Below are 14,508 nucleotides of genomic sequence, written 5' to 3' on the forward strand. Positions count from 1 at the left end.
AGTGGACGATCACGACCAGGCGAGCCGCCTGGTTGAGGATGTCCGGTCGATCAGAGCACGCTCATCCGGCTAAATCGGTCGTTAGTGACGAGGGGCCCGCCATGCGTCGTGTGCGCCACCTCCGGCCCTGTCCCCCCGCCGCACGGCTCGCCACAATCAACCCGCCATAGCGGCAGCCGCCCGTACGTTTCTGGCGAGCCTTGGGGCGCGCGGGGGCGCCCACCTGGACACCCAGTTTTCACTCCGACCGGATCCCGCCCGACCTGCGAAGAGTTCCCCGCGCATCAGGTGGAATCCGCGCTGCATCTCTCCGGCAAAAGCCCTTGCCCACCGGTCCGGGTCGTGACACAGTTCACCCCATGATGCAGCAGCAATGACCCCGGGGGTCCGACGACCCACCACCGGCCCTCCCCGCGCACCCGTCTCGAGCACGGCTCGACGGGTGCCTCTGCGCCCACCCCTTTCTTCAGAAAGCAGTCACCGCATGCCTGACATCATCGAATTCCCCCTGCCCGCCTCGTCGGACGACCCCCACTGGCGGGCCTACTGCCGCCTCGGAGACGAGTACAACCACGAGCTGATCGGCACGACCGAGTGGGACGAGACCCCCACGGACGCGCTCATCCAGGCCGCCGCCGAGACCGACCACACGCAGCGCCGCTACCTGGCGTACGTCGACGGCGAGGCGGTCGGCTACGCCCGCGTCCTGATCAACCACGTCGACGACCCTGACGCGGCCGCCCTCAACGTCTACGTCCTCCCGCGGCACCGCGGACGCGGCCACGGCCGCGCACTGGCCGAGCGGCTCGTCCAGGACACCGCCGGCCTCACCCGTTTCGAGACCTGGCCGCTGACGCCGCGGCCGGTGGCCGGGCAACGGACGCTCACCCCGCCCAACGGCGCCGGCGCGGTGCCCGCCGAGCATCCGGGTGTGCGTCTCGCCCAGTCCTACGGCTTCGCGCTCGTCCAGATCGAGCGGGTGAGCCGGTATGACTTCGCCGATCCGGGGATCGACCCCGCCGTCGCCCTGGCCGAGGCCGAACGCGTCTCGTCGGACTACGAGCTCCACGCCTGGGAGGGCGCGGCCGACGCGTCCCTGCAGGACGACCTCGCCGTCCTCAAGGCCCGCATGGCCACGGACGTGCCCTCCGGGGAACGCACCGTGGTGGAGCAGGTCTGGGATGCGGCCCGCGTGCGTCGCATGGACGAGCAGATCCTCACGACCGGGCGACTCTTCCGCGCGGTGGCGCGGCACCGTGCCACCGGTCGGATCGTCGCCCTGAGCGAGCTGGTGGCGCCCCGCTCGCGCCCGGACGGGCTCATCGACCAATGGGACACCATCGTGCTGCCCGAGCACCGCGGCCACCGCCTCGGCATGCGCGTGAAGGCGGCGAACCTCATCGCCGTGCGCGACGCGCTGCCCGAGGCCCGCGCGATCATCACGTGGAACGCCGAGGAGAACCGGCACATGCTCGACGTCAACGAGGCGCTGGGCTTCCGGCCCGTGCTGGTCGAGGCGTCCATGGAGGCGCCGGCACCCCTGCGACGTCGCTGACGGCCCGCGACCCGCGGCGCCGCCTCACCCCCGTTCGAGCGTCCGCTGGGCCGCCTCCCGCACCGCCCGCGTGAGCCGCACCAGGCGCGTCACGGGCAGTGTGGCCGCCTGCCAGTACAGGGGCACGAGGACGTCGTCGAGCCCGGGCACGCGGACCAGCCGGCCGGCGCGCACGTCCTCGACGGCCTGGGCGTCCACGAGCATCCCCCACCCCAGGCCGGCCCGGACGGACCGGTGGAACCCGTCGAACGACGGCGCCAGGTGCGTGGGCGGGGCGATGTCCAGCCCGGCGCCGCTCAGCGCGAGGCGCTGCAGGTCGTCCTTCGCGTTGTAGCGCATCATGGGCATCGCGCCGAGGTCGACGACGTCGTCCGCCGCATGCCGGGCGAGCAGGGCGGGCGAGGCGAGTGGGACGTAGCGCATGCTCCCCAGCGGCCCCGCCGCGCACCCCTGCACCGGCTGCGGCTCCGTGGTGACGGCGGCCAGCACCTCGCCCCGGCGCAGCAGCCGGGCGCTGTGGTCCTGGTCCTCGACGTGCAGGTCGAGGACCGTGTCCTCCCAGTCGGCGGCCTCCGCCAGGACGGGCCCGAACCACGTGCCCAGCACGTCGGCGGGCACGGCCAGGGAGGTGACGCTGCGCCCGGCCGCCGTGCGGCCCAGCCCGGCCCACGCCTCCTGTTCGAGCACCCGCATGTGCCGGGCCACGCGCACCAGGCCGATGCCGGCCTCGGTCGGCTCGCAGGGTGTGCCGCGCCGGAGCAGCACCTGGCCCACCTCCCGCTCCAGGGCGCGGATGCGCTGGCTGACCGCGGAGGCGCTGACGTCGAGCTCGTACGCGGCCGCCTCGAACGAGCCCTCGTCCGCGATCGCACGCAGCGCCTGCAGCTGATCCAGGTTCATGAAGCAGAGCTGAGGCGTCTGCAGTTCTCTTCGTTTGGCTCAGGCCCGGCCGGGCTCTAGCGTCCTCACCCATGTGGACCCTCGCCGGCACCGGCCTGCTCACCGGACTCGCCCTCATCGTCGCCATCGGCGCCCAGAACGCCTTCGTGCTCCGCCAGGGCGTGCGCCGGGAGCATGTGGGCGCCGTCGTGCTGGTGTGCATGGCCTCGGACGCCGTGCTGATCCTGGCCGGGACCGCCGGGGTGGGCGCGCTCGTGCAGGCCGTGCCGTGGCTGCTCGAGGTGCTGCGCTGGGGCGGTGCCCTGTACCTGCTCTGGTTCGCGGTCTCCTCCCTGCGTGCCGCGCTGCGCCCGCAGGGGCTCGTGGCCGAACAGGCGCCGCGCACCGCGGGTTCGGTCGTCGCCACCACGCTCGCGCTGACCTGGCTCAACCCGCACGTCTACCTGGACACCGTGGTCCTGCTGGGCAGCCTCGCCAACCAGCACGGTCCCGACGCGCGGTGGGTCTTCGCCGCCGGCGCCGTCGCCGCCTCGGTCCTGTGGTTCACCGCGCTCGGCTACGGCGCGCGCCTGCTGGCCCGGGTGCTCGCCGACCCGAAGGCGTGGCGCGTGGTGGACGTGGTGATCGCGGTGGTCATGGCGGTGCTCGCGGTCCGGCTCATCGCCGGTTCCGGCGTGTGGGGGTGAGCCGACAGACGCCGGAGCGCGCCTCCGGCACGAGCCACTACCCGCGCTCACCCCGGAGGTCGGCGCGAGCCTGACGCAACGCCTCGCGGTAGGACTCCGCCTTCTGGTCGTAGAGCCCCGCAGACGAGGCCTCCCCTACGAGGTCGCTCAGCGAGGCACGCCGCTCCCCGCGCTTCCGCTGCTGATAGGACACGACGTCTTGGAGCCGGATGCGTCGGTGCCGACCACCGGTCGTCCTCTCGTACGGCAACGCGCCCTCCTCGAGCAGCCTCACCAGCGTGGGACGACTGATGCCGAGGAAGTTCGCCGCCTCCTGTGTCGTGAGCAGCTGGTCGACGGGTGCCACCGTGATGGCCTTGCCCACCCGCATCGCCTCGACGACGTCCCGCAGGACGTTGAAAGCCTCTGGCGGCAGGGGGACCTTCTGCCCATCAGGGCCGACCAGGGCGGCCGGCTGCGTCAGGCCGTCGAGGAACCTGCCGACGTCGAGCATCTCCTCGAGGTCCGTCGGCGGCAGCACCGTGTGCTTGTCATTCACCGTCGCAGTCATGGAACAAGACTACCCGCGAAAACGAAAAATTCGCAGTTTCCTCTCGCGTCCGCTTCCCCGCTCCGGGGCGCTGCGTCAACCGCGCGCGTAGGCGAGCGACTCCTCGATGATCCCGACGACGACGGCCAGCTCTGCCTCGTCCCGCGGACCGTAGAGCATCCACTCCGTGCCGAAGTCCGCGTAGCCATGCGGTTCGAGCCATCCGAGCTCGGCCAGACGGACGCCGCGCTCGGGCGCCAGGACGAGGTGCACTGACGTGTCGTCCACCCCATGCAGGTGCACCGGCTCCCAGCGCCGGCCTGGTGAGAGGTTGACCTCCGGGGTGCGCTCCTCCGGCCGGCCTGTCAGGTGGAGGGCGCGCGACGTTGCTGGCGAGACGGTGCTGTGGCCCTCCTCGACGCCGTCGAGGGCGAACACCGCAGCGACCAGACGGCCCCACAGCTCCGGCGATGATCGCTGATCAAGCTGTCGGTGGGGCCCCTCGGTCGACGTCGCGGGACGACTGCCCGGCCGGGGATCGTCAGCGGTGAGCCGGACACGGGGGCTCGCATCAGGATCCATGCAGACGATCCTGACGGGGCCCCGCCGGCCAGGCAAGGCCATCAGGCCCCCCTCACTCCCCGCCCAGCTCCTCCCGGAGGATCCGCGCGCCGGCCACGAGCGCGGCGGTCTTGTCCCGCGCCACGGAGCGAGCCAGCGGCGCCATGCCGCAGTTGGTGCTCGCGATCAGCTTGTCCGCGTCCACGAACTCGAGGGTCTCCCGGAGGGTCGCCGCGACCTCCTCGGGCGTCTCGATCTCGTCGCTCGCCACGTCGATCGCGCCGACCATCACCTTCTTGCCGCGCAGCAGGCCGATGAGCTCCGCCGGCACCCGGGAGTGGTGCCGCTCCAGGGCGATCGTGTCGATCGTGGACTCGCGCAGCAGCGGGAACGACGTCTCGTACTGGCGCCACTCCTCCCCGAGCGTGGCCTTCCAGTCGTTGTTCGCCTTGATCCCGTAGCCGTAACAGATGTGCACGGCCGTCTCACACGTCAGGCCCTCGGCCGCACGCTCGAGCGTCGCCACGCCCCAGTCGCGGACGTCGTCGAAGAACACGTTGAACGCGGGCTCGTCGAACTGCACGACGTCGACGCCCACCGCCGCCAGCTCCCGCGCCTCCTCGTTGAGGATGCGCGCGAACTCCCACGCGAGCTTCTCGCGGCTGCCGTAGTGGCGGTCGGCGAGGGTGTCGATCATGGTCATCGGCCCGGGCAGGGTCCACTTGATGGGCCGGTCCGTCCGGGCGCGCAGAGCCTTCGCGTCGTCCACGAACACCGGCGCCGGCCGGCCCACCTCCCCGACGACGGTCGGCACACTCGCGTCGTACCGGTCGCGGATCCGCACCGTCTCCCGCCGGTCGAAGTCCACACCGCCGAGGTGCTCGATGAACGTGGTGACGAAGTGCTGGCGGGTCTGCTCGCCGTCGCAGACGATGTCGATGCCCGCACGCTCCTGATCGGCCACGGCGAGGGCGAGCGCGTCGAGCTTGCCCTCGCGCAGCTGCTCCCCCTCGAGCTTCCAGGGCGACCAGAGCGTCTCCTCCTCGGCGAGCCAGCCGGGCTTCGGCAGGCTGCCGACGAGGGCGGTGGGGATCAGGGTGGTCATCGGGTCTCCTCGTTGTCTCGTGCGGCGTGGGCGGCGGCCCAGCGCTCCAGCAGGTCGCGGTGCGGGCCCACGAAGTGCTCCTGCGTGTACTCCCCCTGCTCCCGGCCGAGGCGGGCCCGCTCCTCGCGGTCGTAGGCGATCCGGGTCTGCGAGAAGTCGCCGTGGTCCAGGCGCGGCCGGTACACCTCGCCGGCCCCGGCGTTCGCGTTGTAGATCTCCGGCCGGTAGATCCGCTGGAAGGTCTCCATGGTGGCGATCAGCCCGGCCAGGGAGAGGTTCGCGTGGTCGTTGAGCAGGTCGCCCCGCGAGTAGAACGCCAGCGGCGCCACGGCCCCGCGCGGCAGGAAGCACCGGATCCCCAGGCCCATCCGGCCGAAGTAGCGGTCCGTGCGGGAGGGTTCGTCCTGGCGGTACTCGACCCCGAGCACCGGGTGCTCGTTCGTCAGCCGCCGGTAGGTGCGGCTCGTGGACACGCTGATGCAGATCACGGGCGGCTGCGGGAACCGCTCCCGGTACGCCTGCGAGTCCAGCAGGTGCCGGAACAGCCGCCCGTGCAGGTCGCCGAAGCCGTCGGGCTCCTCGGTCCCCGGCGACGTCACCGCGTGCGCGGGCAGCACCACCGAGAAGTCGTGGTCGCGGACGTAGGAGGAGAAGTTGTTCCCCACACTGCGGCCGAGCACGGCGCCCGTCGCACGCTCGACCACCCGCACGTCGAGCATCTCCATGAGCGGGAAGTCGACGTCCGCGCCGTCGTCGGCGGTGAAGTGCACGTCGATCGAGACGATCTCGATCCGCGCCGTGTAGCGGTCCCGCTCCGGGTTGTCCCAGGGGGCGAGGTCGTTGAGGCGCCCGTCGATCATGGCCAGGGCGGCGCGCAGGTTCTCCCGCCGGTCCGTGCCGCGGGCGAGGTTCGCGAAGTTCGTGGTGGCGCGCGTGCTGGCGGCGGGCGTGTAGTCCTCGTCGAACGGCGTGGTGTGGATGCTGAACGTCAGGTCGTCCACGCGGGTGGGCGCGGTGCTCGGGACAAGGGTGGCGTGGCTCATCGGGTCCTCTCCGGGGTGCGGGCGCGGGTGGTGCGGTGGTGGGCGGGGGCGGGACGGGGCACCGCGGACGACGGCGGCGCCCCGCGGCCGGCGGCGACGCGTGCGGCGCACTCGAGGCCGGCCTCGAGGTCCGCCTGCAGGTCGGCCACGTCCTCGATGCCGACGGAGAGCCGGACCAGGTCCGTGGGGACGGCCAGGGGCGTGCCCCGCACGGAGGCGTGGGTCATCTCGGAGGAGTAGCAGAGCAGCGATTCGACCCCGCCGAGGCTGACCGAGAGCGCGAACAGCTCGGTGGCCTCGGCGAACGCGCGGGCCGCGGCCTCTCCCCCGGCCAGCCGGACGGAGACGATGCCGCCGAAGCCGTCCATCTGCCGCGCGGCGAGCGCGTGGCCCGGGTGGTCGGGCAGCCCGGGGTAGAAGACCTGGGCGACCTCGGGGCGGCCCTGCAGCCAGCCCGCGAGCGCGGCGGCGTTGGCGCCGTGCCGGTCCATGCGCAGGCCGAGCGTCTTGAGGCCGCGGGCGGCGAGGTAGGAGTCCTGCGGGCCGGCGACCGCACCGGCGGCGAACTGCTGGTAGGCCACCGCCTCGGCCAGCGCCCGGCCGCGGAACTCGCGGTCGGCCACCACCACGGCGCCGCCGAGCACGTCCGAGTGCCCGCCGATGTACTTGGTGGTGGAGTGCACCACCACGTCCGCGCCGAGGTCGAGGGGCCGCTGGAGGTAGGGCGAGGCGAACGTGTTGTCCACGACCAGCAGCGCGCCGGCGTCGTGGGCGATCTGCGCCCAGGCGGCCAGGTCCGCGATGCCGAGCAGCGGGTTGGAGGGCGTCTCCACCCACAGCAGCGCGGTGCGGCCGGGGCGGACGGCCGCGGCGACCGCCGTCGGGTCGGTGATGTCCACGGGGGTGTTGGACACGCCCCACGGCTCGAGGACGGTGGTGATGAGGCGGTGGGTGCCGCCGTAGCCGTCGCCGCCCAGCACGATGTGGTCGCCGGGGCGCAGCACGGCCCGCAGGAGGGCGTCCTCGGCGGCGAGCCCGGAGGCGAACGCGAACGCCCGATCGCCGTGCTCGAGGGCGGCGAGCTGGGTCTCGAAGCCGTTCCGGGTCGGGTTGGAGCCGCGGCTGTACTCATGCCCAGCGCGCAGCACGTTGATGCCGTCCTGTACGAAGGTGCTGGTCTGGTAGATCGGCGGCACCACGGCGCCGGTCAGCGGGTCGGGCTCCTGGCCGGCGTGCACGGCGGTGGTGGTGAAGCCGCGGACGGCGGGACGGGAGACGGAGCGGGTGGTGTGGTGGACAGCGGTCATCTCAGCGCACCTCCTGGGTGACGGCGGCGGTCTCGGGGACGGCGGGCGTGGTGGCGGGGACGGCCGGCCCGGCGGCGGTCACCACGGCCAGGGCACGGTCCAGGTCCGCGATCAGGTCGTCGGGACACTCCAGCCCGATGGAGAGCCGGACGGTGGTCTCGGCGATCCCGGCGTCCTCGCGCTGCTGCCGCGTCAGGCGACAGTGCGTCATGGTCGCCGGGTGGGAGACGAGGGACCGGGCGTCGCCGACGTTGACCACCAGCTGGAACAGCTCGAGCGCGTCGAGGAACGGGGCCACGGCCTCGGGGCCGCAGGCCAGGTCGAAGGAGAACACCGAGCCGACGCCGTCCGGGAAGTCACGGGCGGCCAGCGCCGCGCTGGGATGCCCGGCCACGCCGGGGTGGTGCACCCGGGCGACGGCGGGGTGCCCGGCCAGGTGTTCGGCCACGGCCAGGGCGGTGGCGGTGTGGCGGGCCACGCGCAGGTCGAGCGTCTCGAGCCCCTGGATGAACTGCGCCGCGCTCGCGGCGGCGAGGGTGGGGCCGAGGTCGTGCAGGAACTTGCTGCGGGCCAGCGTCAGGTAGGCGCCGCGGCCGTGCCGCTCGACCAGCGTCTGCCCGCCGTAGCGGGCCTTGGGCCGGGCCAGCTGCGGCCACCGGTCCGGCGCCGCGCCGTAGTCGAACGTGCCGCCGTCCACGATCGCGCCGCCGAGCACCGCGCCGTGCCCGCCGAGGAACTTGGTGGCCGAGTGCACGACGACGTCGGCGCCGTGCTCCAGCGGCCGGTAGAGGGCCGGCGTCGCGAGGGTGCTGTCCACCACCACGGGCACACCGGCCGCGTGGGCGAGGTCCGCGAGCGCGGGCAGGTCCGGGAGGGTGGCGAGCGGGTTGGTGATGGCCTCGAGGAAGAACGCGCGGGTGTCGGGCCGGACCGCTGCGGCCCACGCGGGCGGGTCCGCCGGGTCCGCGAAGGTGACCTCGATGCCGAAGTCCGCGAACGTGTCCGTCAGCAGGTCCACGGTGCCGCCGTAGAGCTGGCTGGAGGCGACCAGGTGCTTGCCGCCCTGCAGCAGCGCCAGCAGGGACAGCGCGACGGCGGCCTGGCCGGTGGCCGTGGCGATCGCGCCGATGCCGCCCTCCAGTGCGGCGAGGCGGTTCTCGAACACCGCGACGGTCGGGTTGCCCGTGCGGCTGTAGGTGAAGCCGGGGGTCTCGAGCCGGAACATCGATGCCGCCGTGGCGTGGTCCGGGAAACGGAACGCCGTGGTCTGGTGGATGGGCGGGACGACCGGCCGGTGGGGTGCGGCGGGCTCGTAGCCGGCGTGGACTTGCTGTGTGGCGTGACGGGGCATCTGCTCTCCTCCATCGGTCCTGGCGGTAGCACCGGGCCTGCCGTTCCCGGGGGTCCGGGTGCGGCGGGCGGGTTGCTGCGGCGTCGTCGAGCCAGATCTCTCGGCCGCTCTGGATGGGTGGTGAGCCCATCCCACGCGGCGGGCCGCCGCGAGTCCAGCGGACGGCCGGCTCGCGCGTCATATGAGCCGCCACCGCGCCATCCAGGACCGGCCGGAGCCTCTCCGGGGCGCGGCGGGCCGAGGCAGACCCGTGTGACGGACTGGCGTGGAGGGGGGTGTGTGTCAGACTCCCGGACATGACACAGAGCACACCGGGCGGACCGGCCACGGACCTGCCCGACTTCCGGCCCTCGGGCAACCAGGGCGTGGACCCGGCGCTGTACGAGATCGAGAACGCGGCCATGGACCGCGAGGGCGCCCTCTGGGCGGCACTGCAGGAGGCGGCGCCCTGGACCGGGCGGACGCTGCTCGACCTCGGTGCGGGCACCGGCTTCTGGCTGCCCCGCTACGCCGACGCGGCCGAGACGATCGCCGTCGAGCCGGACGCGCGCCTGCTGGGGGCCGCCCGCGCCCGCCCCGGCGGGGCGCGCGTGCTCTACGGCTCGGCCGAGCAGATCCCGCTGCCGGAGGCGAGCGTCGACGTCGTGCACGCCCGGTTCGCGTACTTCTTCCCGCACCCGCGCTGGGACGTCCGGCCCGGCCTGGACGAGGTCACCCGGGTGCTGCGGCCCGGCGGCGCGCTCGTGGTGATCGACAACGACACCGAGCGCGGCCAGTTCGCCGAGCTGCTGCGGGCGAGCACGAACGCCGCGGCGCAGGGCCAGGACACGTACGCCCGCGAGTGGTGGGCCGGCATCGGGGCCGAGACCCGCGAGGTCATGAGCTCGTGGACCTTCGACTCCCGCGCCGACCTCGAGGCCGTCCTGCGGCTGGAGTTCGAGCGAGGGGTCGCCGACGCGTGGCTCGCCGAGCACCCCGCAGCGACATCACTGAGCTACGGCTACCTGCTCCACGTGTGGCGGTGAGCACGGACCCGCGTCGCCAGACGCCTGCCCCCCGCGGCTCTGACACTGGGACGCCCCCGCTGCCGGAAGGACGGGCGCGGTGGCTGGTCGCCTCCAACGCCCTCGACGCGGGTGGCCGGTCCGCCACGGACGTCGCCCTGGACGTCCTGGCGGTGCTCCTGCTCGGCGTGGGCGCCGACGGCATGGGCGTGCTGATGACGCTCTCCGGGTTGGGATTCCTCCTACTCGGCGTGCCCCTCGGCATCGTGGTGGACCGACACCTCAGCCCGCGGCTGCTCGCGGCCACCGGCCTCGCCAAGGCGGCGGTGCTCGGCTCGCTCGTCGCGGCGTGGGCGCTCGACGCGCTCACGTTCGGTCACCTCGCCGCCGTCATGACCCTGCTGGGCGTGCTCACGGTGCTGGCCGAGACCACCCAGACCGCGCTCGTGCCGCGCGTCGTGCCGGCCACCGCCGTCGCCCGCCTGACGGCGCGGCTCGAGTCCGCCGACGCCGCCCTCGTGTTGATCGTGCCCGCCGCGGCGGGCGTCCTCGTCGGGTCGCTGGGCGCAGGGCCCGTGCTCGGCATCGCGACGGCGTTCCTCTTCGCGGCGGCGATCGTCGCGCTCCGGGTGCGGTTGCGGCCCTCCGCCGCGGCGGACGTCCCGGACGACGACGGGGACCCCGGCGTCGCGGACGTCCTCTCCCGCTGGGCCCGGTTCGGGAAGGACGCCGCGGAGGGGTGGACGGTCCTGCGGCGCACCCCGGTCCTGTGGCTGCTGACGATGGGGTCGGTGGCCGCCAATGTGGGCATGGCCCTCTTCGCCCCGGTCGAGGCGGTCTGGATCCTGACCGACCTGCGGCTCGGGCCGGAGTTCCTGGGCATCCAGATCACCGCGGGCGCGGTCGGGGCACTGACGGCCTCGTCCCTGGCGGGCCGGGCCATCGACCGCCTGGGCGAGCGCCGGTGCATCCTCCTCGGCTCGGTCGGCTGCGCCGTGGCCGTGGGGCTGCACCTGCTGGCCTACGCCGACCGCGCTCATGCCGGGCCGTGGCTGCTGGCCGGCGCCGCCCTCTGGGGGTTCATGGTCCTGCTCGGGAACATCACCCAGGCTGCCGTGACCGCCCGCGCCTGCCCCGAGGGCACGCTCGGGCGGGTCACCGCGATGCGCCGCACCCTCACCCGGGGCTCCGTGCCGCTGGCGACCCTCGCGGGAGGTGCGCTCGGGGCGACGCTCGGGGTCGGCTGGGCGCTCGCGGGGTGGCAGGTCCTGGCGGTGGTCTCGCTGGCCGCCGTCGTGCCGGCCGCGCGGTGGGTGGATGCGGGGCGCGACGACGTCGACTGAGGCCGAGACGCTGACGCGGGCACCGAGGTTGCTTAATGTGTGGCCATGGTCACCCGCCCTGTGCTCCAGCAGCCGGTCGTCGACGCCGTCGACATCCGTTCCGTCGCGGAGTTCTACCGCGAGCTCCTCGGCCTCCACTACCGCACGGGCGACGAGCTCGCGGACGGCCGCGAGCCGGACAGCGCGGACTGGCTCGTGCTGCTGGACGACGACGGCCGCCGCGTCCTGACATTCCAGCGCACCGAGGAACTGAAGCCCAGCACGTGGCCGTCACCCGAGGTGCCGATGCAGCTGCACCTGGATTTCACCGTGCCGGACCGCGAGTCCCTCGACGCGGCCCACGACCACGCGCTGCGCCTGGGCGGGCGTCTCGTCCTGGACCGCTCCGACGACGAGGACGAGCCCCTCTACGTGTTCGCGGACCCGGCCGGCCACCCCTTCTGCGTCTTCGTGGGGTGAGCGCGGCAGACCGCGGGGGCGGTTTCACGCACATGTCGAAGACAAGAAGCCGGTTCAGTGCCGTCGGTAAGGTCGTCGGGTGATCCCGCAACCCACCGATCGACTCACGTTCCGGTGCATGACCGACGCTGACCTCGACGACATGTTCAGGCTCCTCGGAGACGCGGAGGTCATGCGCTACTACCCGCGGGCCAAGTCGCGCAATGAGGTGCGGCGGTGGATCAACTGGTCGAAGGACAACTACGCCACGCATGGGTTCGGCCTGTGGGTCATCGAACACCGGACCACCGGCGACTTCATCGGTGACTGCGGCCTGACCTGGCAGAACGTCGACGGCCAAGAGGTCCTCGAGGTCGGCTACCACGTCCTGCCCGAACACCAGGGACAGGGACTGGCAACCGAGGGGGCCTCTGCCTGCCTGCGACACGGGTTCGAGACCCTGGACGCAACGATGGTCACGGCGATCATCAACCCCGACAACATGGCTTCCCGTCGCGTAGCCGAACGAATCGGCATGACCGTGTGGAAGAGCACGCGTGATCCCAGGGGAGCGCCGATCGTGGTCTACAGCAGCCACGGCCACGAGGCATGACGCACTGAACTGCCGCCATGGGTGCGTGCCCAGTGAGGGGACACGCCCCGCGCCCAGCCGGCCAGGCGCTTCTGCGTCTTCGTGGGGTGAGCGGGCCGGGCCACGGCACGGCTCAGCGGTGACGGCGCCGGCTCAGCCCTCGAGCCGCTGGTCGAACTCCTCGTGGTCCAGCTGGCGGTGCATGCGGTCATCTCCAAGATACGGTGCCGTCCATGCATCCGGACCCGGCCGAGACGAACCGCCGCGCCTACGACGACGCCCGCGTCGTCGCCCTCTATGACCTCGACAACCCGCCCGGAGAGGACCACGCGTACTTCCGCCGGGCGGCCGAGGAGTCCGGCGCCCGGCGGATCGTCGATCTCGGCTGCGGCACCGGATCGCTCACGGTGACGCTGGCCGGCGACGACCGCGCCGTCGTCGGGATCGACCCGGCCGAGGCCATGCTGCGCGTCGCCCGGGCGCGCCCCGGCGGGGACCGCGTCGAGTGGCGGCGGGGCACCGCGGAACTGATCGAGCCGGCGTCGGCGGACCTGGTGATCATGAGCGGGAACGTGGCGATGCACCTGATCGGCCAGGACTGGCACGACGCCCTGCAGCGCATCGCCGCCGGCCTGGTCCCCGGCGGCCGGCTGCTGTTCGAGACCCGCAACCCCGTCCGTCGCGCCTGGGAGGACTGGCAGCAGGAGCCCACGGAACGGACGACGGCGGCCGGTCGCCTCGTCGAGTCCGAGGCGACGAGCACGCCGGACGCGGACGGCGTCGTCGTGCACCGATGGCGCACCGAGTACTCGGACGAGGGCGTGGTCCGCGAGGGTGAGGAGCACCTGCAGTTCCGCTCCGTGGAGCAGGTGACCCAGGACCTCGCGGCGGCGGGGCTGGCGGTGGACCGCGTCTGGAGCGACTGGCACGGCCGCCCGTTCGACGAGGCGGAGCACCCGTTGATGATCATCGAGGCCCGTCCACAGGGGGCCTGAGCCGTCCACCCGTCATGGCAGGATGACGCATGTCACACGTGATGCGAGGGGGACCATGACGGACACGACCACGGCCCGCCCCAAGCGGCCGGCCCACCGCGACGACGGCCCGCCCGTCCGCGGGATCGGCCACCTCCGGCACCCGGCGGTGTCGGGCGGGCTGATCGGGGTGATCGGCGGCGGCGCTTTCCTGTTCGGCGGGATCGCGGGGCTGCCGGCCGAACACCGGGCCACGCTGCGGGGCATCGCCATCTCGCTCATCAGCTTCACCCTGGTGGTGGTGCTGCTGCGCCGGCGGATGCTGCCCACCGTGCCGACGCCCGCCCGCGGCGCGCTGCGCGTCTATGGGATCGCCGTCGTCGCGATGCTGGCGTTCCTCCCCGTGACACGCCTGGTGGCCCTCGCGCTCGACGCCCCGACGGCGCAGATCGCCCTGGTGGCCGCCGTAGTGGGCGGGCACTTCCTTCCGTTCGCCCGGGCATTCCAGGCCCCGGTGTTCTGGTGGATCGGCGGGGCGATGGCCGCGCTGGGGCTCGCCGGTGCCGCACTCGCGGCTCTCGGCGATCCCGTGGCCGGGCCCGCGGGGGCGGCCGCAGCGGGGGTTGCGATGCTCGTGATCGTCGCAGCGCAGGGGCTGCTGGCGTCCCCTCGGCAGGACTGAGGGCCGGACCATGAACATGCTTCAGGCCATCCGCCGCTACTACGCCGGCTACGTGCAGTTCAGCGGGCGCGCCTCCCGCGCCGACTTCTGGCTCGCGGCGCTCTACGTGTGGCTCCTGCAAGCCGCTGTTCGCTTCGTGTCCACCGCCCTGGACGTGTTCGTCCTCGGCGCCCCGGACCCGTCCCTCCGCGACGCGGCCATCCTCCTGGTGGGGATCACGCACGCACTCCCCTCGCTCGCCCTGCTCGCCCGGCGCCTCCACGATGCCGGCTTCAGCCGCGCGTGGCTGTTCCTCGGGCTGGTGCCGTTCGTCGGCCCGCTCACGCTGCTCGTGTTCGCGCTCCAGCCGTCCGCCCCCCGCCTCGGACACCCCGCCGATGCGTCGGACCCGGTTCCGGCGGGGGCCACGGCCGCGCGGCGCTGACCCCCACCGCCGTG

The 14,508-nt window shown here is 73.3% G+C and carries 16 protein-coding genes; 9 read left to right on the forward strand and 7 right to left on the reverse strand.

Annotation, left to right across the window (positions count from 1 at the left end; translation table 11 throughout):
- Positions 1 to 484: 484 nt before the first annotated feature.
- The gene (locus B1A86_RS10350; protein WP_078025359.1) at positions 485 to 1,555 is read left to right on the forward strand and encodes a GNAT family N-acetyltransferase; all 1,071 of its coding nucleotides are present in this window, start codon (positions 485 to 487) and stop codon (positions 1,553 to 1,555) included.
- Positions 1,556 to 1,579: 24 nt separating this feature from the next.
- On the opposite strand, the gene B1A86_RS10355 is transcribed toward B1A86_RS10350, so the two are convergent.
- Positions 1,580 to 2,455 (reverse strand): ArgP/LysG family DNA-binding transcriptional regulator, encoded by an 876-nt coding sequence (locus tag B1A86_RS10355; protein WP_078025361.1) that lies wholly within the window; start codon positions 2,453 to 2,455, stop codon positions 1,580 to 1,582.
- 71 nt (positions 2,456 to 2,526) lie between these two features.
- On the opposite strand from B1A86_RS10355, the gene lysE reads away from it, so the two are divergent.
- The gene (gene lysE / locus B1A86_RS10360) at positions 2,527 to 3,141 is read left to right on the forward strand and encodes an L-lysine exporter (protein ID WP_060973796.1); all 615 of its coding nucleotides are present in this window, start codon (positions 2,527 to 2,529) and stop codon (positions 3,139 to 3,141) included.
- Positions 3,142 to 3,178: 37 nt separating this feature from the next.
- Here lysE and B1A86_RS10365 read toward each other — a convergent pair whose 3' ends face one another.
- From B1A86_RS10365 to B1A86_RS10390, 6 genes are all read right to left on the reverse strand, one after another.
- Positions 3,179 to 3,691 carry a helix-turn-helix domain-containing protein gene (locus tag B1A86_RS10365; RefSeq protein ID WP_036314943.1) on the reverse strand — a complete coding sequence of 171 codons (513 nt, stop codon included), beginning with the start codon at positions 3,689 to 3,691 and terminating at the stop codon, positions 3,179 to 3,181.
- 75 nt (positions 3,692 to 3,766) lie between these two features.
- On the reverse strand, positions 3,767 to 4,108 hold the full coding sequence (locus B1A86_RS10370) for a luciferase family protein (protein WP_036314941.1): 342 nt from the start codon (positions 4,106 to 4,108) through the stop codon (positions 3,767 to 3,769).
- A gap of 196 nt (positions 4,109 to 4,304) precedes the next feature.
- Complete coding sequence (locus B1A86_RS10375) at positions 4,305 to 5,336, reverse strand: methionine synthase (RefSeq protein ID WP_036314939.1); 1,032 nt, start codon at positions 5,334 to 5,336, stop codon at positions 4,305 to 4,307.
- A complete protein-coding gene (locus B1A86_RS10380; protein ID WP_051995257.1) occupies positions 5,333 to 6,379 on the reverse strand; it encodes a putative oxygenase MesX in 1,047 nt (348 codons plus the stop codon). Before B1A86_RS10380 ends, B1A86_RS10375 begins: the two co-directional genes overlap by 4 nt.
- A complete protein-coding gene (locus B1A86_RS10385) occupies positions 6,376 to 7,686 on the reverse strand; it encodes a cystathionine gamma-synthase (protein ID WP_036314936.1) in 1,311 nt (436 codons plus the stop codon). The genes B1A86_RS10380 and B1A86_RS10385 overlap by 4 nt, the downstream gene beginning before the upstream one ends.
- A gap of 1 nt (position 7,687) precedes the next feature.
- Positions 7,688 to 9,037: an O-acetylhomoserine aminocarboxypropyltransferase/cysteine synthase family protein gene (locus B1A86_RS10390; RefSeq protein WP_036314933.1), complete on the reverse strand. Its 1,350-nt coding sequence runs from the start codon at positions 9,035 to 9,037 to the stop codon at positions 7,688 to 7,690.
- Positions 9,038 to 9,333: 296 nt separating this feature from the next.
- On the opposite strand from B1A86_RS10390, the gene B1A86_RS10395 reads away from it, so the two are divergent.
- The 7 genes from B1A86_RS10395 to B1A86_RS10430 all read left to right on the forward strand — a co-directional run bounded on the left by B1A86_RS10395 (position 9,334) and on the right by B1A86_RS10430 (position 14,494).
- The gene (locus B1A86_RS10395; protein WP_036314929.1) at positions 9,334 to 10,062 is read left to right on the forward strand and encodes a class I SAM-dependent methyltransferase; all 729 of its coding nucleotides are present in this window, start codon (positions 9,334 to 9,336) and stop codon (positions 10,060 to 10,062) included.
- Positions 10,059 to 11,384 carry an MFS transporter gene (locus B1A86_RS10400; protein ID WP_246836824.1) on the forward strand — a complete coding sequence of 442 codons (1,326 nt, stop codon included), beginning with the start codon at positions 10,059 to 10,061 and terminating at the stop codon, positions 11,382 to 11,384. Before B1A86_RS10395 ends, B1A86_RS10400 begins: the two co-directional genes overlap by 4 nt.
- Before the next feature lie 45 nt (positions 11,385 to 11,429).
- Positions 11,430 to 11,843, forward strand: coding sequence for a VOC family protein (locus B1A86_RS10405; protein ID WP_073117271.1), 414 nt, complete (start codon positions 11,430 to 11,432; stop codon positions 11,841 to 11,843).
- A 79-nt stretch (positions 11,844 to 11,922) separates the two neighbouring features.
- Positions 11,923 to 12,435, forward strand: a complete 513-nt coding sequence (locus B1A86_RS10410) for a GNAT family N-acetyltransferase (RefSeq protein ID WP_073117254.1) — start codon at positions 11,923 to 11,925, stop codon at positions 12,433 to 12,435.
- Between the two features lie 212 nt (positions 12,436 to 12,647).
- Positions 12,648 to 13,409, forward strand: coding sequence for a bifunctional 2-polyprenyl-6-hydroxyphenol methylase/3-demethylubiquinol 3-O-methyltransferase UbiG (locus B1A86_RS10415; protein ID WP_073117253.1), 762 nt, complete (start codon positions 12,648 to 12,650; stop codon positions 13,407 to 13,409).
- Positions 13,410 to 13,464: 55 nt separating this feature from the next.
- Positions 13,465 to 14,070 (forward strand): hypothetical protein, encoded by a 606-nt coding sequence (locus tag B1A86_RS11625; RefSeq protein ID WP_246836826.1) that lies wholly within the window; start codon positions 13,465 to 13,467, stop codon positions 14,068 to 14,070.
- Positions 14,071 to 14,080: 10 nt separating this feature from the next.
- A complete protein-coding gene (locus B1A86_RS10430) occupies positions 14,081 to 14,494 on the forward strand; it encodes a DUF805 domain-containing protein (RefSeq protein WP_073117251.1) in 414 nt (137 codons plus the stop codon).
- The last annotated feature ends 14 nt before the right edge of the window (positions 14,495 to 14,508 follow it).

Source organism: Micrococcus sp. KBS0714 (assembly GCF_002008305.4).
Classification (GTDB): Bacteria; Actinomycetota; Actinomycetes; order Actinomycetales; family Micrococcaceae; genus Micrococcus; species Micrococcus luteus.